This is a genomic window from Streptomyces sp. P13-3-3 (assembly GCF_050571355.1).
GTDB classification, from domain to species: Bacteria; Actinomycetota; Actinomycetes; order Streptomycetales; family Streptomycetaceae; genus Streptomyces; species Streptomyces althioticus.
On the sequence record NZ_CP192228.1, the window covers coordinates 786,799 to 806,065 of the forward strand.

The 19,267-nt window shown below is 73.3% G+C and carries 15 protein-coding genes; 13 read left to right on the plus strand and 2 right to left on the minus strand.

The window, feature by feature from the left end; all coding sequences use genetic code 11:
- Positions 1-239: 239 nt before the first annotated feature.
- The 3 genes from ACQZOG_RS03690 to ACQZOG_RS03700 all read left to right on the plus strand — a co-directional run bounded on the left by ACQZOG_RS03690 (position 240) and on the right by ACQZOG_RS03700 (position 6,030).
- Positions 240-503: a WhiB family transcriptional regulator gene (locus ACQZOG_RS03690; protein WP_006134669.1), complete on the plus strand. Its 264-nt coding sequence runs from the start codon at positions 240-242 to the stop codon at positions 501-503.
- A 278-nt stretch (positions 504-781) separates the two neighbouring features.
- Positions 782-4,450 (plus strand): glycosyltransferase, encoded by a 3,669-nt coding sequence (locus ACQZOG_RS03695; RefSeq protein WP_430741272.1) that lies wholly within the window; start codon positions 782-784, stop codon positions 4,448-4,450.
- Positions 4,447-6,030 carry a DUF5719 family protein gene (locus ACQZOG_RS03700; RefSeq protein WP_193456750.1) on the plus strand — a complete coding sequence of 528 codons (1,584 nt, stop codon included), beginning with the start codon at positions 4,447-4,449 and terminating at the stop codon, positions 6,028-6,030. Before ACQZOG_RS03695 ends, ACQZOG_RS03700 begins: the two co-directional genes overlap by 4 nt.
- 68 nt (positions 6,031-6,098) lie before the next feature.
- On the opposite strand, the gene ACQZOG_RS03705 is transcribed toward ACQZOG_RS03700, so the two are convergent.
- Entirely contained in the window at positions 6,099-6,479 is a 381-nt protein-coding gene (locus tag ACQZOG_RS03705) for a metallopeptidase family protein (protein ID WP_033276232.1), read from the minus strand.
- Positions 6,480-6,831: 352 nt separating this feature from the next.
- Here ACQZOG_RS03705 and ACQZOG_RS03710 point away from each other — a divergent pair, with 352 nt between their 5' ends.
- The 9 genes from ACQZOG_RS03710 (at position 6,832) to ACQZOG_RS03750 (ending at position 16,755) form a co-directional block, all read left to right on the plus strand.
- Positions 6,832-7,254 (plus strand): DUF3499 domain-containing protein, encoded by a 423-nt coding sequence (locus ACQZOG_RS03710; RefSeq protein ID WP_006134663.1) that lies wholly within the window; start codon positions 6,832-6,834, stop codon positions 7,252-7,254.
- Positions 7,255-7,383: 129 nt separating this feature from the next.
- Positions 7,384-9,000, plus strand: a complete 1,617-nt coding sequence (locus ACQZOG_RS03715) for an L-lactate permease (protein ID WP_203550695.1) — start codon at positions 7,384-7,386, stop codon at positions 8,998-9,000.
- Positions 9,001-9,071: 71 nt separating this feature from the next.
- Complete coding sequence (locus ACQZOG_RS03720; RefSeq protein ID WP_058916691.1) at positions 9,072-10,436, plus strand: phosphomannomutase/phosphoglucomutase; 1,365 nt, start codon at positions 9,072-9,074, stop codon at positions 10,434-10,436.
- 115 nt (positions 10,437-10,551) lie between these two features.
- Positions 10,552-10,722: a Trm112 family protein gene (locus ACQZOG_RS03725; protein ID WP_019527105.1), complete on the plus strand. Its 171-nt coding sequence runs from the start codon at positions 10,552-10,554 to the stop codon at positions 10,720-10,722.
- A gap of 57 nt (positions 10,723-10,779) precedes the next feature.
- Entirely contained in the window at positions 10,780-11,910 is a 1,131-nt protein-coding gene (locus ACQZOG_RS03730; protein ID WP_033276235.1) for an SIS domain-containing protein, read from the plus strand.
- 83 nt (positions 11,911-11,993) lie between these two features.
- On the plus strand, positions 11,994-13,145 hold the full coding sequence (manA, locus tag ACQZOG_RS03735; protein ID WP_037639920.1) for a mannose-6-phosphate isomerase, class I: 1,152 nt from the start codon (positions 11,994-11,996) through the stop codon (positions 13,143-13,145).
- A 141-nt stretch (positions 13,146-13,286) separates the two neighbouring features.
- A complete protein-coding gene (locus tag ACQZOG_RS03740; protein WP_033276237.1) occupies positions 13,287-14,267 on the plus strand; it encodes a cation diffusion facilitator family transporter in 981 nt (326 codons plus the stop codon).
- 300 nt (positions 14,268-14,567) lie between these two features.
- Entirely contained in the window at positions 14,568-16,025 is a 1,458-nt protein-coding gene (gene ahcY, locus ACQZOG_RS03745; RefSeq protein ID WP_037639917.1) for an adenosylhomocysteinase, read from the plus strand.
- Positions 16,026-16,140: 115 nt separating this feature from the next.
- Positions 16,141-16,755: a hypothetical protein gene (locus ACQZOG_RS03750; protein WP_193456751.1), complete on the plus strand. Its 615-nt coding sequence runs from the start codon at positions 16,141-16,143 to the stop codon at positions 16,753-16,755.
- 20 nt (positions 16,756-16,775) lie between these two features.
- On the opposite strand, the gene ACQZOG_RS03755 is transcribed toward ACQZOG_RS03750, so the two are convergent.
- Positions 16,776-17,723, minus strand: a complete 948-nt coding sequence (locus ACQZOG_RS03755) for an RDD family protein (protein ID WP_193456752.1) — start codon at positions 17,721-17,723, stop codon at positions 16,776-16,778.
- Positions 17,724-17,822: 99 nt separating this feature from the next.
- Here ACQZOG_RS03755 and ACQZOG_RS03760 point away from each other — a divergent pair, with 99 nt between their 5' ends.
- On the plus strand, positions 17,823-18,830 hold the full coding sequence (locus tag ACQZOG_RS03760; protein ID WP_037639912.1) for a stage II sporulation protein M: 1,008 nt from the start codon (positions 17,823-17,825) through the stop codon (positions 18,828-18,830).
- Positions 18,831-19,267: the final 437 nt, after the last annotated feature.

Genomic DNA, 19,267 nt, shown 5'->3' on the forward strand with positions numbered 1-19,267 from the left:
TCCCTCGTGAGGCTCTGTACGGGGCCGGACACCCGCGCGGGTCCTGTCTGCGTGTCAAGGTTTAGGGTGATTTGAACACTTTCCGCTCGGCCTTGGTTCCGCAGAGTGAATAAGGGGCCCAATAGCAGATCTCGGCTTGACTCGCCCGGAGCAGCACACTTGTAATTTCACTCGTGTCGTTCAGCCGGAATCGGTAACGGCCACATCACGGGGACGCGAAAGACGGACGAGGGGCGCACATGACCGAGCTGGTGCAGCAACTGCTGGTCGACGACGCGGACGAGGAACTCGGCTGGCAGGAGCGCGCGCTGTGCGCCCAGACCGACCCCGAGTCCTTCTTCCCCGAGAAGGGCGGCTCCACCCGGGAGGCCAAGAAGGTCTGCCTCGCCTGTGAGGTCCGCTCCGAGTGCCTCGAGTACGCCCTCGCGCACGACGAACGCTTCGGCATCTGGGGCGGCCTGTCCGAGCGGGAGCGCCGCCGTCTCAAGAAGGCCGCCGTCTGACGCTCGGCGCCCCGGGCGCCGCCCGGCGCACTCCCGCTCTCCACACGCTTTTGCGTACAAACGTCACTTAAGGCCCGTCGCCGGTGGGTTGTCCACAGGCGGCGGGTCCCCTTGTTGTGCAGCCGATAGTGTGGTCGCTCGTCCGAGACGCCCCGCCGCCCCCATCGGGCACGGGCGTCCCCACAGTCCACCGAACCGGGGCCCGTACCTCGATGTCCGTGCACAGCCACTCGGCAGCCCGTCAGGATTCCGCTGCCGCACCTGAGTTCCCGCGTCACGTGGTGACCGCGGTCCTCGTCTCCCACGACGGCGCCCGCTGGCTGCCGGACGCGCTGGCCGGCCTGCTCGGCCAGGAGCGCCCCGTCCAGTCCGTCATGGCCGCCGACACCGGCAGCGCCGACGACTCCGCCCGGCTGGTCACCGAGGCGCTCGGCGACGACCGCGTCCTGCACCTCGCCCGGCGCACCGGCTTCGGCCAGGCCGTCGAGGAGTGCCACCGCGGCGCCCCGCACCTCACCCCCGACGACCTGCCGTACCTGAAGCGGCCGAGCGGCTGGGACCCGGTCACCCGCAGCTGGCGCGACGACGCCTACGACCTGCCCGAACTGCCGTACGGCGAACCGGTCGAGTGGCTGTGGCTGCTGCACGACGACTGCGCGCCCGAGCCCGAAGCGCTGGCGGAGCTGCTGCGCGTCGTGGAGACCGAGTACGAGCTCGGCCGTGAGGACGTCGCCGTCGTCGGCCCCAAGCTCCGCGGCTGGTACGACCGCAGGCAGCTGCTCGAGGTCGGCGTCTCCATCGCCAACTCCGGCCGCCGCTGGACGGGCCTGGACCGCCGTGAGCAGGACCAGGGCCAGCACGACCACGTACGGCCCGTGCTGAGCGTGTCCACCGCGGGCATGCTCGTCCGCCGCGACCTCTTCGAACAGCTCGGCGGCTTCGACCGGCACCTGCCCCTCATGCGCGACGACGTCGACCTGTGCTGGCGGCTCAACGCCGCCGGCTACCGGGTCCTCGTCGCGCCCGAGGCGGTCGTCCGGCACGCCGAGGCGGCCTCCCGAGAGCGCCGCACCGTCGACTGCGTGGGCCGCACGGCCGCCTCCCCGCACAAGGTGGACAAGGCCGGCGCCGTCCACACCCTCCTCGTCAACGCCCGCAGCGCCGCCCTGCCCTGGGTGCTGCTCCGGGTCGTCCTCGGCACGCTGCTGCGCACCCTCGCCTACCTGGTCGGCAAGGCCCCGGGACAGGCCGTCGACGAGATCCGCGGCCTCATGGGCGTCCTGCTGCGACCCGAGCGCATCCTCGCCGGACGCCGCGACCGCGGCAGCCCCCAGGCCGACAAGGGCGAGCTGCGCCCGCTGTTCCCGCCGCCCGGCGCGACCGTCCGCGTCACCGTGGAGCAGGTCGCGAGCAACCTCGTCGGCCGCTCCGACCCCGAGGCCGCCTCCGGCGCCGGACGGCACGGCAGCGCGATCGAGTCCGGACCCGGCGGCGACGACGCCGACTTCCTCGAGATCGAGCAGTTCGCCCGCCTCAAGCGCATCGCCCGCCGGCCGGGACCGGTCCTCTTCCTGATGCTGCTGCTGGTCTCGCTGGTGGCGTGCCGTCAGCTCCTCGGCGGCGGCGCGCTGGCCGGCGGCGCCCTGCTGCCCGCGCCCGCCGCGGCGGGCGACCTGTGGGCCCGCTACACCGACGCCTGGCACGCGGTCGGCGCCGGCGGCACCGGCACCGCGCCGCCCTACCTGGCGATCGTGGCGGCGCTGGCGACCCTGCTGCTCGGCTCCACCGGCCTCGCCGTCACCGTGATGCTCGTCTGCTCGGTGCCGCTGGCCGGCTTCACCGCCTACTTCGCCTCCCGCCCGCTCGTCGAGTCCCGGCTGCTGCGCGCCTGGGCGGCCGTCGCCTACGCCTTCCTGCCCGCGGCGACCGGCGCCCTGGCCTCGGGACACATCGGCACGGCCGTGCTCGCCGTGCTGCTGCCCCTCCTCGCCCGCGCCGGCATCGCCGCGAGCGGCCTCACCGCCCCCGACGGCCGCGGCAGCTGGCGCGCCACCTGGGCGTACGCGCTGCTGCTCACCCTCACCACGGCCTTCACCCCGATCGTGTGGCCGATGGCGCTGGTCCTCGGTGTCGGCGTGCTGGCCCTGCGCAGGGCCGACCTCAAGACCTACGGCCCGCGCTTCCTGGCGCAGTTCGGCAGCCCCTTGCTGGTGCTCGCCCCCTGGTCGCTGTCCCTGCTGCCGTTCGGCTTCTTCCAGGAGGCCGGGCTGCCGTTCGGGGCGTCGGCCGCGTCCGCGCTCGACCTGCTCGGCGTGAGCCCCGGCGGGCCCGGCACCGGCGGCGGGCTGCTGCTGATCGGCCTGGTCCTCGCCGCGCTGGCCGCCCTGCTGCGCGCCGAGCGCCGCACGGCGATCCTCACCGCGTGGACGGCCGCCCTGGTGGGCCTCGTCTTCGCGGCCCTGTCCAACGGCTCCGCGTGGGCGGGCCCCGCCACCCTCGTCTACGGCATCGCCCTGCTGGCCGCGGGCACGCTGGGCGCGGACGGCGCCCGCTCGCGCGTCGCCGAGCAGAGCTTCGGCTGGCGCCAGCCGGTCGCCGCGCTGATCGCCCTGGCCTGCGCCGTCGGCCCGCTCGTCCTCGCCGTGGGCTGGATGGTCCGCGGCGCCGACGGCCCCGTCGAACGGCGCGACCCGGTGCAGGTGCCGGCGTTCGTCGCCGAGGAGAGCGCCACCCGCGACCAGGCCCGCACCCTGGTCCTCGACACCGACTCCGCCGACCGCGTCGCCTACGTCCTGGTGCGCGGCTCCGGGGCCCGCATGGGCGACGCGGAGATCGCCGCCCAGGACGGCGAGAACGAACTGCTCGACAAGGTCGTCGCCAACCTCGTCGCCGGCTCCGGCGCCGACCAGGCCGACCAGCTCGGCGGCTTCGCCGTCCGCTACGTCCTGGTGCACCAGGGAGCCCCGCGCGAGGTCACCCGGGTGCTGGACGCCACGCCCGGCCTGAGCCGGCTCAGCCAGCAGGCGGGCGGCGCGCTGTGGCGGGTGGACCGGCAGGTCGCCCGGGCGGCCGTCGTGCCCGCGGAGGGTGAGGGCGAGCCGCAGCCCGTGGCCGCCGGACCGGTCGAGATCCACACCGACATCGAGGACGGCGCGGAGGGCCGCGTCCTGCGCCTGGCCGACTCCGCCGCGGAGGGCTGGACCGCCACCCTGGACGGCAAGGCGCTCACCCCGACCACGGTCGACGGCTGGGCCCAGGGCTTCGAGCTGCCCGCGTCCGGCGGGCGCCTGGACGTCACCTACGACGAGCCGTTCACCCACACCCTGTGGATGTGGGCGCAGGGCTCGCTCGCCGTGGTTCTCGTGGTCATGGCGCTGCCCGGCCGCAGCCGTGACATCGACGACGACCTGCCTGAGGAGGAGCCCGTTCCGGCCGAGGTCATGGCCGGAGAGGGCCGCCGCGCCCGCCGCCTGCGCGCCCAGGCCGAGGCGGAGGCCGCCGCCGCGGCGGCCGACGGCCCCGACGACGGCGCCCCGGAGGAGCCGGACGAGCCCGGCCCCGGTCCGGAGGCCGACGTGCCCGCCCCGCCGGAGCACCCCCCGGCCCCCGTCCCGCACCAGGGCGACTACGGCGACTGGGACCAGGGCCAGTACCAGAACGCGGGCTACGACGAGAACGCCTACGCGGCCGCGCCCTACCAGCAGCAGTACGCGGCGGACGGCTACGGCGGACAGCAGTACCCGGCGGAGGGCTACCCCCAGCAGGACGGCGCGTACGACCCGTACGGCTACGGCGTCCCGCAACAGGGCTACGACCAGACGTACCCGCAGGGATACGACGGGACGGCGTACCCGCAGGGCTACGACGCCCCGTACGACCCCCACGGCCCCGGCGCCACGAACCCCGACTCGTACGGCAACGAGCGTCCTGACGGGAGCCAGCAGTGAACCGCACCACCCTGTCCCTGATCGCGGGCGCCACCGCGCTCGCGGCCGTCACCGGCTTCGCCGCGGTCTCGGCGCCCGACCCCGAGGCCGCCGGGCAGCGCACCGGGGCGGCGGCCACCCTGCCCGTGGAGCGCACCGGCCTGCTGTGCCCACGGCCCAGCACCTCCGACCTGGCCGAGACGACGTACACCTCGTTCACCCCGGTCACGGAGGGCGCGGACGACAAGGGCACGGCCGTGCTCCGGTCGGCCGCGCAGCAGTCGGCCCCGGACGAGGACGCCTCCGGCGACGAGGAGAGCGAGAAGGACGGCGAGGACGCCTCCGGCGACGAGGAGACCGAGAAGGACGAGAAGGGCGACAAGGACGCCGCGAAGGACGACAAGGGCGGCAAGCCCGTCCTTCAGCTCAAGGAGCCCGGCAAGCCGGTGGCCGCGGAGGCCGACGGCGCGGACGCGCCCGCCCTCGTCGGCACCGCCGACGGCCGCTTCGCCTCCGGCTGGACCGCCCAGCAGACCACCGAGGTCACCGCGGGCACCGGCCGCGGGCTCCAGGGCGTCGCCTGCTCCGCCGCCGACACGCAGTTCTGGTTCCCCGGCGCCAGCACGGCCGACAGCCGCACCGACTACATCCACCTGACCAACCCGGACGACTCCGCGGCCGTGGTCGACATCGAGCTGTACGGCAAGGACGGCGAGCTGGAGACGACGGTGGGGGAGGGCATCACGGTCAAGCCCCGCTCCGCCGAGCCGGTGCTGCTGTCCACGCTCACCGCCGAGAAGCAGACCGACGTCACCGTGCACGTGGTGGTGCGCAGCGGCCGGGTCGGCGCCGCGGTGCAGGCACTGGACGACGAGACCGGCGGCGACTGGCTGCCCGCGTCGGCCGACCCGTCGGGCCGTCTTGTCCTGCCCGGCATCCCCAAGGACGCCAAGGCCGTGCGCCTGGTCGCCTTCACGCCCGGGGACGCCGACGTCGACCTGAAGGTGCGGCTCGCCGCCCCGTCCGGTCTGATCACCCCGGCCGGCAACGAGACGCTGCACCTCAAGGGCGGCATGACCGCCGCCTTCGACCTGGGTGAGCTCACCCGGGGTGAGGCGGGCTCCCTGGTGCTGACGGCGCCGGACGGTTCCGTGCCGGTCGTGGCGGCCGTGCGGGTGCTGCGCGGCGAGGAGGGCAAGCAGGAGTCGGCGTTCATCCCGGCGGCGCGCCCGGTCGAGACGCGGGCGACGGCGCTGGACAACACCGCCAAGGGCACCACCCTCTCGGTCACCGCGCCCGAGGGCGGGGCCGAGATCGAGGTGACGGCCTCCGCGGGCACCAAGGGCGGCACGCCGCAGACGAAGACGTACAGCATCAAGGCGGGGACGACGCAGGACGTCGAGGCGCCGGTGCCCGCCGGGCTGAAGGGCAGCTACGCGCTGACGGTCGAGACGCGGTCCGGCGGTCCCGTCTACGCCTCGCGCACCCTCGCCGCGACGGAGGGCGGTGTCCCGTACTTCACGGTGCAGCCGCTCCCGGACGACCGGGGCGTGGTGGCGGTGCCGGACGCGTCCGAGGACCTGTCCGTCCTCCAGCGGTAGCCGCCTCCAGCGCCGGCCGCCTCCAGCAGCCCGTCCTCCAGCCGTAGCCGTACGAGGCCCCCGGTGCGTCAGTCCTCGCCGTACCGGGGGTCGACCGTCTCGGGGGTGAGTCCCAGCAGGTCGGCGACCTGTTCGACGACGACCTCGTGGACCAGCGCCGCCCGCTCGTCGCGGCCCTTGGAGCGGATCTCGACCGGCCGCCGGTAGATCACCACGCGCGCGGGACGCCCGTCGCCCGCCGTCACGGCTCCGCCCAGCGGGACCGTCTCGTCCCAGCCGGGTCCGGCCGCGCCGTCCAGCCGGGGGACGTCCAGCACCAGGAAATCGATGTCGGCGAGCTGCGGCCAGCGCCGCTCAAGACGCTCCACCGAGTCCTGCACCAGATCCGCGAACGTCTCCGCGCGGCTGGCGGCCAGCGGCACCTGGGGCGGTGCGATCGGGCCGCGCATGCCCCGGCCGTGGCGGTCACGGCGTCGGGGCCCGGGGGCTGCGGAGCGAGGAGTCACGGGGCTGTCCATCACTGCGAAGGGTAGTCGTCGTGCCGCCGCGCCGCCCCACGCCCACGCGCGTTCCGGCCGACCCGCGCGCCATGTCACAACCTGACCATTCCAGCCAAGGTTGGGCTCGATTCCGTATCTCTCCTGGACCGATCACCTCAAGGCATTTGACGGTGTTTATGCCGAGTGGTGACCGCAATCAGAACCGGCCGAAAGCCGCCGTTCCGGCGTACCGCCTGGTCACAGAGGTGTGTTTCCTGGGGTATGTGGGGCGTTTCACACCCCGACACGGGGGAGTGACCTGGTGGAGAGTCGTCGCGGCCCGCTCAAGAGTGCGGTACCGTCCAACGTCGTGAGCCCTGTACGTCGCTGTTCGCGCACCGCCTGCGGCCGTCCCGCCGTCGCGACGCTGACGTACGTCTACGCCGACTCGACCGCGGTCCTCGGCCCGCTCGCCACCTACGCCGAACCCCATTGCTACGACCTGTGCGCCGAGCACTCCGAGCGCCTCACCGCGCCGCGTGGCTGGGAGGTCGTCCGCCTGCTCGACGGGTCCGCCCCGGCGCAGCCCAGCGGGGACGACCTGGAAGCGCTCGCCAACGCCGTGCGTGAGGCGGCCCGCCCCCAGGAGCGGGCGGCCGGAGCCGGCGGCGGCGCGCGCGGCGCCGACCCGATGGAGGTCGCCCGCCGCGGCCACCTGCGGGTTCTGCGCTCCCCTGACAACTGAGCCGGGCGCTCCGGTCCTCCCGTCACATCCCTTCACCGCACACCCATTGACGCCCGCTTGGCGCGGACACGACCATTCCGGTGACCCAGCGAGAAATCGCTTTCGCATGGCGGAATCCGGGAGGCGCACGTGTACGTCCAGGAACTGGAACCCGTCGCCGGATCGCTCGGCCTCTCCGCCCTCGTGGCGGCCCTGCCGCTGCTGATCGTGCTGGTGCTGCTCGGCGGTGTCCGGATGAAGGCGCACCTCGCGGGCCTGATCGGCCTGGCGGCCGCGGTCGCGGTGGCCTGGCTGGCGTACGGAATGCCGCTGGACCAGACGCTCTCCAGCGGCGCCCAGGGCGCCGTCTTCGGGCTCTTCCCCATCATGTGGATCGTCGTGAACGCCCTGTGGATCTACCGGATGACGGTCCGCACCCGCCACTTCGACATCCTGCGCCGCTCCTTCGGCCGGCTCTCCGACGACCCCCGCATCCAGGCGCTCGTCGTCGCGTTCTGCTTCGGCGCCCTGCTGGAGGCGCTGGCCGGGTTCGGCGCCCCCGTCGCGATCTCCGCCGTGATGCTGGTCGCCCTCGGATTCGACCCCGTACGCGCCGCCGTGGTCGCGCTCGTCGCCAACACCGCGCCGGTGGCGTTCGGCGCGATGGGCACCCCCGTCGTCACGCTCGCCCAGGTCACCGGGCTGCCGCTGGACTCCGTGGCGTCCGTCGTCGGCCGACAGACCCCGCTGCTGGCCCTCGTGGTGCCGCTCGTGCTCGTCTGGCTGGTCGACGGCCGGCGCGGACTGCGCGAGACCTGGATCCCCGCGCTGGTGTGCGGCGTCGCCTTCGCCGTGGCCCAGTTCGCCGCGTCCAACTACGTCTCCGCCCAGCTCGCCGACATCGGCGCCGCCCTCGCCGGCGCGGGCGCCCTGATGGCCGTGCCCCACTCCCGCGTGCCCGCCGCCGAGTCCGTCCGGACCTCCGTCCTCACCGGCACCCGCAGCGAGGAACTGGACGCCGACGACCCGCGCGGCGAGGTCGTGCGGGCGTACGCGCCCTACGCGCTGATCGTCGCGATCTTCGCCGTCGCGCAGATCCCGGCCGTCAAGGACTGGCTCGCCGGCGCCACCCAGACCTGGAACTGGCCGCTGCTGGACGTCGCCGGCCCCGACGGCGAACCCGTCGGCGGCAACATGTTCAGCCTGCCGCTCGTCTCCACCGGCGGGACGCTCGTGCTGTTCGCCGGGCTCGCCACCGCCGCGGTCCTCGGCGTCCACGCGCGCGTGGCGGTCAGGGAATGGCTGGAGACCGTGCGCGAACTGCGGTTCGCGCTGCTCACCGTGACCAGCGTCCTCGCCCTCGCCTACGTCATGAACCTCTCCGGACAGGCCGCCACCATCGGCCACTTCGTGGCGGCCGCCGGCGCGGGCCTCGCCTTCCTGTCCCCGGTCCTCGGCTGGTTCGGCGTCGCCGTGTCCGGCTCCGACACCTCCGCCAACGCCCTCTTCGGCGCCCTCCAGGTCACCGCCGCCCAGCAGTCCGGCCTCTCGCCCGAACTGCTCGCCGCCGCCAACAGCTCCGGCGGCGTCCTCGGCAAGATGATCTCCCCGCAGAACCTCACCATCGCCTGCGCGGCCGTCGGACTCGCGGGCCGCGAGGGCGACCTGCTGCGCAAGGTGCTGCCCTGGAGCCTCGGCCTGCTGCTCGTGATGTGCCTGATCGTGGTGGGCCAGAGCACGGCGGTGCTCGGCTGGATGCTGCCCTGAACCTCCGCGACGGCCCTGCCGGACGCTCCGGGTAGTTTGTGGTGACCGACAGGACTCCGGAAGGGCTGGCCGTGGCTGCTGATCTCTCGCAGATCGTGAAGGCGTACGACGTGCGCGGGGTCGTCCCCGACCAGTGGGACGAGGCGCTCGCCGAGCTCTTCGGGGCCGCCTTCGTGCGGGTGACCTCCGCGACCGCCGTCGTCACCGGACACGACATGCGCCCCTCGTCCCCGGGCCTGTCCGCCGCCTTCGCACGCGGCGCGGCCGGCCAGGGCGCCGACGTCACCGAGATCGGCCTGTGCTCCACCGACCAGCTGTACTACGCCTCGGGCGCGCTGGACCTGCCCGGCGCGATGTTCACCGCCTCGCACAACCCGGCGCGGTACAACGGCATCAAGCTGTGCCGTGCCGGCGCCGCCCCCGTCGGCCAGGACACCGGACTCGCCGACATCCGCGCCCTCGCCGAGGAGTGGAGCGACACGGGCGCCCCGCGGCCGGCCGTAGCCACCGGGACGGTCACCCGCCGCGACACCCTCGACGACTACGCGGCCCACCTGCGCTCCCTCGTCGACCTCACCGGCATCCGCCCGCTGAAGGTCGTCGTCGACGCCGGCAACGGCATGGGCGGCCACACCGTCCCCACCGTCCTCGCCGGGCTGCCGCTCACGGTCGTCCCGATGTACTTCGAGCTCGACGGCACCTTCCCCAACCACGAGGCCAACCCGCTGGACCCGGCCAACCTCGTCGACCTGCAGAAGCGGGTCCGCGAGGAGGGCGCCGACCTCGGCCTCGCCTTCGACGGCGACGCCGACCGCTGCTTCGTCGTCGACGAGCGCGGCGAACCGGTCTCCCCGTCCGCCGTCACCGCCCTGGTCGCCGCCCGCGAACTCGCGCGCAACGGCGGCACGGGCACCGTCATCCACAACCTGATCACCTCGTGGTCCGTGCCCGAGGTCGTCCGGGAGAACGGCGGCACCCCCGAACGCACCCGCGTGGGCCACTCCTTCATCAAGGCGGAGATGGCCAGGACCGGCGCCATCTTCGGCGGCGAGCACTCCGCCCACTACTACTTCCGCGACTTCTGGAACGCCGACACCGGCATGCTGGCCGCCCTGCACGTCCTCGCCGCGCTCGGCGAGCAGCAGGGCACCCTGTCCGCGCTCGTCGACCAGTACGACCGCTACGCAGGCTCCGGCGAGATCAACTCCACCGTCGACGACCAGGCCGCCCGCCTCGCCGCGATCCGCGCCGCCTACGAGGGCCGCGAGGGCGTCACCCTCGACGACCTGGACGGCCTGACCGTCTCCGCCGCCGACTGGTGGTTCAACGTCCGCCCCAGCAACACCGAACCCCTGCTGCGGCTGAACGCCGAGGCCCGCGACGAGGCCACCATGATCCGCGTCCGCGACGAGGCCCTCGCCCTGATCAGGCAGTAGTCGCCGCACCCTCCGCAGGCCGGGGCGGCGGGTCCCGGGCGGACCGCCCCGGACCCGCCGCGGGGCCCCCACCGGCGGTACCCTGACCAGCACATCCACCAGTGAAGGGACCCTCATGCCTCTCGAAGCCGGCCTCCTGGAGATCCTGGCCTGCCCGGCCTGCCACTCCCCCCTCGAGGAGCGGGACACCGAGCTGGTCTGCACCGGCCAGGACTGCGGGCTCGCCTACCCGGTCCGCGACGGCATCCCCGTCCTCCTCGTCGACGAGGCCCGCCGCCCGGAGTAAGCCGCCCCCGCGCCCGGAGCCCCCGCGTACCGCCCCGCCGATCGGAGCCAGTCGCCCATGCTCGACGAATCGCTGCTCGACTCACCGGAGGGCCTCGCCGAGGCCGACCACCGCGCCCTGCTCCGCGGCGCCGCCGAGGCCGGGGCCCGCGTCCGCACGGCGGCACGGCACGCCGCCGAGGCCGGCGTGGGGGACCTGAAGCCCGACGGCCGCCCCCGCGCCGTGCTCATCGCCGGGCCCGGCGCCGCCGCCACCCAGACCGCCGACCTGCTCGGCACCCTGGCCGGCGCCGGCAGCCCCGTCACCCGCCTCGCCCCCACCGGCGTCGCGCCCGCCGCCGGCGCCCTGCGCTGGGAACTGCCGGGCTGGGCCGGGTCCGTGGACCTGCTGCTGATCGCCACCCCGGACGGCACCGAACCGGGCCTGTCCCTGCTCGCCGAGCAGGCCTACCGGCGCGGCCTCACCGTCGTCGCCGTCGCCCCCGCCGGCACCCCGCTCGCCGAGTCCGTCTCCGGCAGCCACGGCCTGTTCGTCCCCATGGCCGTCGCGCCCTACGACCACGACGAACCCCTCGCCGCCTCCGCGCCCGGCGTGCTGTGGGCGCTGCTCACCCCGCTGCTCGCCCTGCTCGACCGCACCGGCCTGCTCACCGCGCCGCCGGACACCCTGCAGAAGGTCGCCGACCGCCTCGACGCCGTCGCCGAACGCTGCGGGCCCGCCGTCGTCACGTACAGCAACGCGGCCAAGACCCTCGCCGCCGAACTCGCCGACTCCCTGCCCGTCGTGTGGACCGAGGGCGTCTCGGCCGGACCCGCGGGACGGCGCTTCGCCGCCGCGCTCGCCGAGCTGTCCGGCACCCCCGCCGTCGTCGCCGAACTGCCCGAGGCCCTCGCCGCGCACAGCGCCCTGCTCGCCGGACCGCTCGCCGCCGGCGCCGACCCGGACGACTTCTTCCGCGACCGCGTGGAGGAGGCGCCCGCCCTGCACGCGCGCGTGGTGCTGCTCCGCGACCGGCCCCTCGGCGGCCTCACCGCCGCCCCCGCCGCCCGCGAGCTGGCCCTCACCCACGACACGCCGATCAGCGAGCTGGAACCGGAGGAGGGCGGCGAACTGGAGACCCTCGCGGAACTGATCGCCGTCACCGATTTCGCCGCCGTTTACCTGGCGCTCGCCTCGGCACCCCGATGATGCCGAAGGCCCCCTGACCCCCGCGCGGACGCCCGGCCCGGCGCGCCCGCACGAGAACCGGCAGAAGGAACGCGAAGAGCCCCATGGACCGCCTCGACAACACCGTCCGCCCCTACGCCTGGGGCTCCACCACCGCCATCCCGCGGCTGCTCGGCACCGAGCCGACCGGCGAACCGCAGGCGGAGATGTGGATGGGCGCCCACCCCGGCGCCCCCTCACGCACCGGCCGGGGCACGCTCGCCGAGGTCGTCGACGCCGACCCGGAGCGCGAGCTCGGCGCCGCCACGGTCGCCAAGTTCGGGCCCCGCCTGCCGTTCCTGCTCAAACTGCTCGCCGCGGGCTCCCCGCTGTCCCTCCAGGTCCACCCCGACCTGACGCAGGCGCGGGCGGGCTACGAGGACGAGGAGCGCCGAGGCGTCCCCGTCACCGCCCCGCACCGCAACTACAAGGACACCAACCACAAGCCCGAACTGATCTGCGCCCTCACCGAGTTCGACGGCCTGTGCGGCTTCCGCGACCCGTTGCGCGCCGCCGAACTCCTCGACGGACTCGGCGTGGACTCCCTCAAGCCGTACGTCGACCTGCTGCACGCCAGTCCCGAGGAGGCGGCGCTGCGCGAGGTGCTCACCGCCGTCCTCACCGCCGACCCCGACGAGATGGCCCGCACCGTCACGGAGACGGCCGCCGCCTGCGACCGCCTCGGCGGCGAGTACGCCCCCTACGCAGGCATCGCCCACCACTACCCGGGCGACCCCGGCGTCATCGCGGCGATGCTGCTCAACCACGTCCGGCTCCAGCCCGGCGAGGCCCTGTACCTCGGCGCCGGCGTCCCGCACGCCTACCTCGACGGCCTCGGAGTCGAGATCATGGCCAACTCCGACAACGTCCTGCGCTGCGGCCTCACCCCCAAGCACGTCGACGTCCCCGAACTGCTGCGCATCGTCCGCTTCGAGGCCGCCGACCCCGGCGTGCTCCGCCCGGAGGCCGGCCCGGACGACGAGGAGGTCTACGAGACCCCCACCGACGAGTTCCGGCTCTCCCGCTACGTCCTCCCCGAGGGCGCCCCCGCCCACGACCTCACCCTCGACGCCCCGCAGATCCTGCTGTGCACCGCGGGCGCCGTCCGGACCGGCGAGCACGAGCTGACCCCCGGACACTCCGTGTTCGTCCCCGCGGGTGAGAAGGCCGAGGTCTCGGGTACCGGAACCGTCTTCCGGGCCACCGTCGTCCTCTGAGCGGGCCATGACCACGACCTGACGCGCCGTCGCCGGGCAGTCCTGCAACAATGGCGCACCGTCACAGCACGGACCACGGCCCGGCGGTGGGCGCACACGCCTGCCCGGACCCCACGGCGTACGAAGGGACAACGCGGACACATGAGCGCGTCAGGCGGCACCAAGGCGATCGTGGCGGCACTCGCCGCCAACCTCGCGATCGCGGTAGCGAAGTTCGTGGCGTTCGTCTTCAGCGGCTCCTCGTCGATGCTCGCCGAGTCCGTGCACTCGGTCGCCGACTCCGGCAACCAGGCACTGCTGCTCGTCGGCGGCAAGAAGGCCCAGCGCAAGGCCACCCCCGAGCACCCCTTCGGCTACGGCCGCGAGCGGTACATCTACGCCTTCCTCGTGTCCATCGTGCTGTTCTCGGTCGGCGGCATGTTCGCCCTCTACGAGGGCTACGAGAAGATCAAGCACCCGCACGAGCTGGAGCACTGGTACTGGCCGGTCGGCGTGCTGGTCTTCGCGATCATCGCCGAGGGCTTCTCCTTCCGCACCGCCATCAAGGAGTCCAACGGCCTGAGGGGCGGCCGCTCCTGGAAGGAGTTCGTCCGCCACGCCAAGGCGCCCGAGCTGCCGGTCGTCCTGCTGGAGGACCTCGGCGCCCTCATCGGTCTGGTCCTCGCCCTCGGCGGCGTCGGCCTGGCCCTCGCCACCGGCGACAGCGTCTGGGACGGCGTCGGCACCCTCTGCATCGGCGTCCTGCTCATCCTGATCGCCCTGGTGCTCGCCGCAGAGACCAAGTCGCTGCTGCTCGGTGAGGCCGCGGGCGTCGAGGAGACCCGCAAGATCGAGGCCGCCGTCGTCGACGGCGACACCGTCACCCGCATCATCCACATGCGCACCCTCCACCTCGGCCCGGAGGAACTCCTCGTCGCCGCCAAGATCGCGGTGCGGCACGACGACACCGCCACCGAGGTGGCCGCCGCCATCAACGCCGCCGAGGCCCGCATCCGCGACGCCGTGCCGATCGCCCGGGTGATCTACCTGGAGCCCGACATCTACAGCGAGGCCGAGGCCGCCAAGGGGCCCGACCCCGAGGCCACGCCCGGCGGACCCACCCAGCCGGACGAGGCGCACTGACCCACCCCCGACACCGCCGTCAGGCCGTTCCGGGACCGCACCGCGGCCCCAGAACGGCCTGATGTGTTCGCGGCCGGACTGGGGACCGCCGGGCGGGTCGGTGTAGCTTGGGACGGAGCCAGACGTCGCTGCTGATGGCGGTCGGGCGGTCCCACCGCGGACCGGCCGAGGGAGAGAGGGCCTCCGACGGACTGCGCTGCGCGTACGCGGGCATGCCTGTGCCCTCCTCGGGCACTCCTGTGTCCGCCGCCGCGCAGATCAGCCGTACCCACCTCGCCCCAACCCGAGGAGCAGCCCGTAATGACGACTGTCGACAACCGACAGGACTTCAAGGTCGCCGATCTCTCCCTGGCCGAGTTCGGCCGCAAGGAGATCACCCTCGCCGAGCACGAGATGCCCGGCCTGATGGCGATCCGCAAGGAGTACGCCGACGCCCAGCCCCTGGCCGGCGCCCGGATCACCGGCTCCCTGCACATGACCGTGCAGACCGCCGTCCTCATCGAGACCCTCGTCGCGCTCGGCGCGCGGGTCCGCTGGGCGTCCTGCAACATCTTCTCCACCCAGGACCACGCCGCGGCCGCCATCGCCGTCGGCCCTGACGGCACGCCCGACAACCCGCAGGGCGTCCCCGTCTTCGCCTGGAAGGGCGAGACGCTCGAGGAGTACTGGTGGTGCACCGAGCAGGCGCTGACCTGGCCGGACAGCCCCACCGGCGGCCCGAACATGATCCTCGACGACGGCGGCGACGCCACGCTCCTCGTCCACAAGGGCGTGGAGTACGAGAAGGACGGCAAGGCGCCCTCCCCGGACACCGCCGAGTCCGACGAGCACCGGGTCATCCTGGAGCTCCTCAACCGCACCCTCGCCGAGAGCCCGCAGAAGTGGACCCAGCTGTCCTCCGAGATCCGCGGTGTGACGGAGGAGACCACGACGGGTGTGCACCGTCTGTACGAGATGCAGCGTGACGGCATCCTGCTGTTCCCGGCGATCAACGTGAACGACGCCGTGACGAAGTCGAAGTTCGACAACAAGTACGGCTGCCGCCACTCCCTGGTCGACGGCATCAACCGCGCCACCGACACGCTGATCGGCGGCAAGACGGCCGTGGTGTGCGGCTACGGCGACGTCGGCAAGGGCTGCGCGGAGTCGCTGCGCGGCCAGGGCGCCCGCGTGATCATCACCGAGATCGACCCGATCTGCGCGCTGCAGGCGGCGATGGACGGCTACCAGGTCACCACGCTGGACGAGGTCGTCGAGACGGCCGACATCTTCATCACCACGACCGGCAACAAGGACATCATCATGGCCTCGGACATGGCCAAGATGAAGCACCAGGCGATCGTGGGCAACATCGGCCACTTCGACAACGAGATCGACATGGCCGGCCTGGCGAAGACCCCGGGCATCGTCAAGGACGAGATCAAGCCGCAGGTCCACACCTGGACGTTCCCCGACGGCAAGAAGATCATCGTGCTGTCCGAGGGCCGCCTGCTGAACCTGGGCAACGCCACCGGTCACCCGTCGTTCGTGATGTCCAACTCCTTCGCGGACCAGACCCTGGCCCAGATCGAGCTGTTCACCAAGCCCGACGAGTACCCGACCGGCGTCTACGTGCTGCCCAAGCACCTCGACGAGAAGGTCGCCCGCCTCCACCTGGACGCCCTCGGCGTCAAGCTCACCACGCTGCGCCAGGACCAGGCCGACTACATCGGCGTGAAGGTCGAGGGCCCGTACAAGTCCGACCACTACCGCTACTGAGCCGGACGCTCCTCACCGAGCCCGAGCCCCGAGGCAGGCCCCCGCACCCCCGTGCCGGGGGCCTGCCCCGTTGTCGGACCGGCGACCGGCCCCGCCCTCACGACCCAGGACCCCCATGCCCCGCGGCCGTTATTCGCTCCACGATCCGCACGATCACACCCCCCTCGCGGACGAACACTTCCAGTGCGCCCCCGGCCCCTCCGGCTGGCGCTACGTCTCCCAGCTCACCGGCCCCGACGGCGATCACGCGGGCTCGGTCGACCTCACCCTCGACGCCCTCGGCCGCCCCCTCCGCCTCGAACTGCACGCCGCGAGCTGGCAGGTCCGCGGCGCCGCCCTCGACGGCGTCACCTGGGTCCGCACCGACCCCACAGGGACCCACGCCACCGAAGGCAACGTGCGCGCCCACGCCTTCACCGGCACATCCCCCGCCTTCCTCGTCGCCACCGCACGTCTGCTGCGCCTCACCCCCTCCACCGCGGGCACCCGCGTACGCCTCGTCGCCTTCACCGACCCGGTCCTCGCCCCCCGCACCGTGGACCAGTCCTGGGCGCTGGTCGACAGAGAAACACACCCCACTGACAACGGCCCCCTGACCGTGGACGCGTACCAGATCACGGCCCTGGACACGGGCGAACAGCACACTGCGCACCTTGCCGGTGACGTCGTCCTCTCCGCGCCCGGCGTCGAGCTGGAGGACTTGGACTCGCCGCCGTCGGACCTCGACTGAGGGAGCGCCGTCTCCGCCGGTCAGGCGGGCGGCGCGAAGCCCGTCGAGGGCCGCTCGGCGGCCTCACTGCCGGCGGGAGGTCCGACCGGCGGCGCGGGAGGTCCGACAGGCGGTGCCGCCGGAGACACGGGGCCGGCCGGGACGGCGGGCGGCGGCAGCACGGGCTGACCCGCGCCCGCGGGGTACGAAGCCGGAGCGGGAGCGGTGGGCGCGCCTCCGCCGCCGAAGGTCCGCTGCGCCTCCCGCGTCTGCCGCTCCTGCAGCACCGCCGCCAGATACATCGCGGGCGGAACTCCCGGAGGCACCGGCGCGCCGGTGCGCCCGGCCACGTCCGACGCCAGCCGCTCCGCCATCGACCAGCCGACCTGCGGATCGAGCTGCCGCATCCGCGTCAGGTACTGGCGGACGGCGAGCCACAGACCGTCGGGCACCGCCGACAGGTCGAGTCCGGAGAAGCGTCCCGCGAGCCACGGCGGAGGCGGCGGCACGAAAGCGCCCTGCCCGGCCGCCGGTATGCGCTCCCGCACCACCAGCGTCCCCGCGAACACGTCCCCCAGACGCCGGCCGCGCGCCGACACCAGCGAGGCGACGCAGGCCACGACCCCGAACGTCATCAGGATCTCGATCACCCCGAGCAGCCCCCGCACCAGCGCGTGCCGGAACCGGATCGGCCCGCCGTCGTCCCGCACCACCCGCAGTCCGCAGGCCAGCTTCCCGAGCGACGTCCCGTGGGTCAGCGTCTCCACCAGGATCGGCCCGCCCACCAGCACCAGGACGAACGTCGCGATCGTCACCGCCGTCCGCGCCGCCTCGTCCAGCGAGGCCGTCGCCGCCACGAGACCGAGGGTCACCAGGACGTAGACGGTCACGGCCGCCGCCAGGTCCAGCAGGACGGCCAACCCCCTGCTGGGCAGCTTCGCGGGGCGCAGTTCCAACGCCACCGCCTCGCCCGTCACCAGCTCACTCACGCCCGCCGCCTCTCCCTGGGTCTGCCCCGAACACCGCCAGTCTGCCAAGCTGATGGCACATCGCACCGCCGTACGAACAGCCGAGGAGCAGGGACACCGATGGACCTCGACGTCTTCGTCTCCGCCCATCGAGCGGAGTGGGACCGTCTCGACGCCCTGCTCGCACGACGCCGCCGGCTCACCGGAGCGGAGGCCGACGAACTCGTCACCCTGTACCAGCGCGCCGCCACCCACCTCTCGGTGATCCAGTCGGCCGCCCCCGATCCCCAGCTCACCGGCCGGCTCAGCCAGCTGGTCGCCCGCGCGCGCAGTGCGGTGACGGGCACCCGCCGGGCGTCCTGGCGCGATGTCACGCAGTTCCTGACCCACGGTTTCCCCGCGGCCGTCTACCGCGCACGTCACTGGTGGGTGCCGACGGCGCTCATCTCCACGGCGGTGGCCGCGCTGCTCGGCTGGTGGATCGGCACGCACCCCGAGGTCCAAGCCTCCATAGCGGCGCCCGCGGAACTCCGCGAGATGACCCGCCCCGGCGGCCAGTACGAGACGTACTACTCCAGCAACCCGGCGACCTCGTTCGCCGCGCAGGTGTGGACGAACAACGCATGGGCCGCCGCCCTGTGCCTGATCCTCGGAGTGTTCCTCGGCCTGCCGGTCCTGTGGATCCTCTTCCAGAACATGCTCAACCTGGGCGTCGGCTTCGGCTTGATGTCCTCCGCGGGACGCCTCGACACCTTCCTCGGTCTGGTCCTGCCGCACGGCCTGCTGGAACTCACCGCGGTCTTCGTCGCCGCCGGCACGGGACTGCGGCTCGGCTGGACCGTCATCGACCCGGGTCCGCGCACCCGCCGCACCGCCCTGGCGGAGGAGGGCCGCGCAGCCCTCGCCATGGCGATCGGCCTGGCCCTGGTCCTGTTCGTCTCAGGCGCGGTCGAAGGCTTCGTCACCCCGTCGGGCCTGCCCACCTGGGCCCGCATCACCATCGGAGTCGTCGCGGAGCTGGCCTTCCTGGCATACGTCTACGTCCTCGGCGGACGGGCCGCTCGCGCGGGCGCCACCGGGGACGTGGAGGCATCCGAGCGAAGCGCCACCGTGCCCACGGCCGCCTGATGTGCGACCGGCCCCGGTGAGCTGCTAGTGTCCTCTTCGCCCCACGGGAACCGTTGACGCGGTGCCGGTGGGGAGGTAGATTAGAACAGTTGCCTGGAGATGGGTTCTGACCCGGAGGGCGACGGTGAACATCTACTGGCTTCCCGCCGGGACGCAGATTCCGCGGAAGCACCCCCCGATAAGTCGGAATTCGAGGCCGGTCAATCCGCCCCGGAACTTCTGATAAAGTCGGATCCGCCGGAAAGGAAAGCGCGAAAGCGTCGACCTGGAAAGCACCGAGGAAATCGGATCGGAAAGATCTGATAGAGTCGGAAACGCAAGACCGAAGGGAAGCGCCCGGAGGAAAGCCCGAGAGGGTGAGTACAAAGGAAGCGTCCGTTCCTTGAGAACTCAACAGCGTGCCAAAAGTCAACGCCAGATATGTTGATACCCCGTCC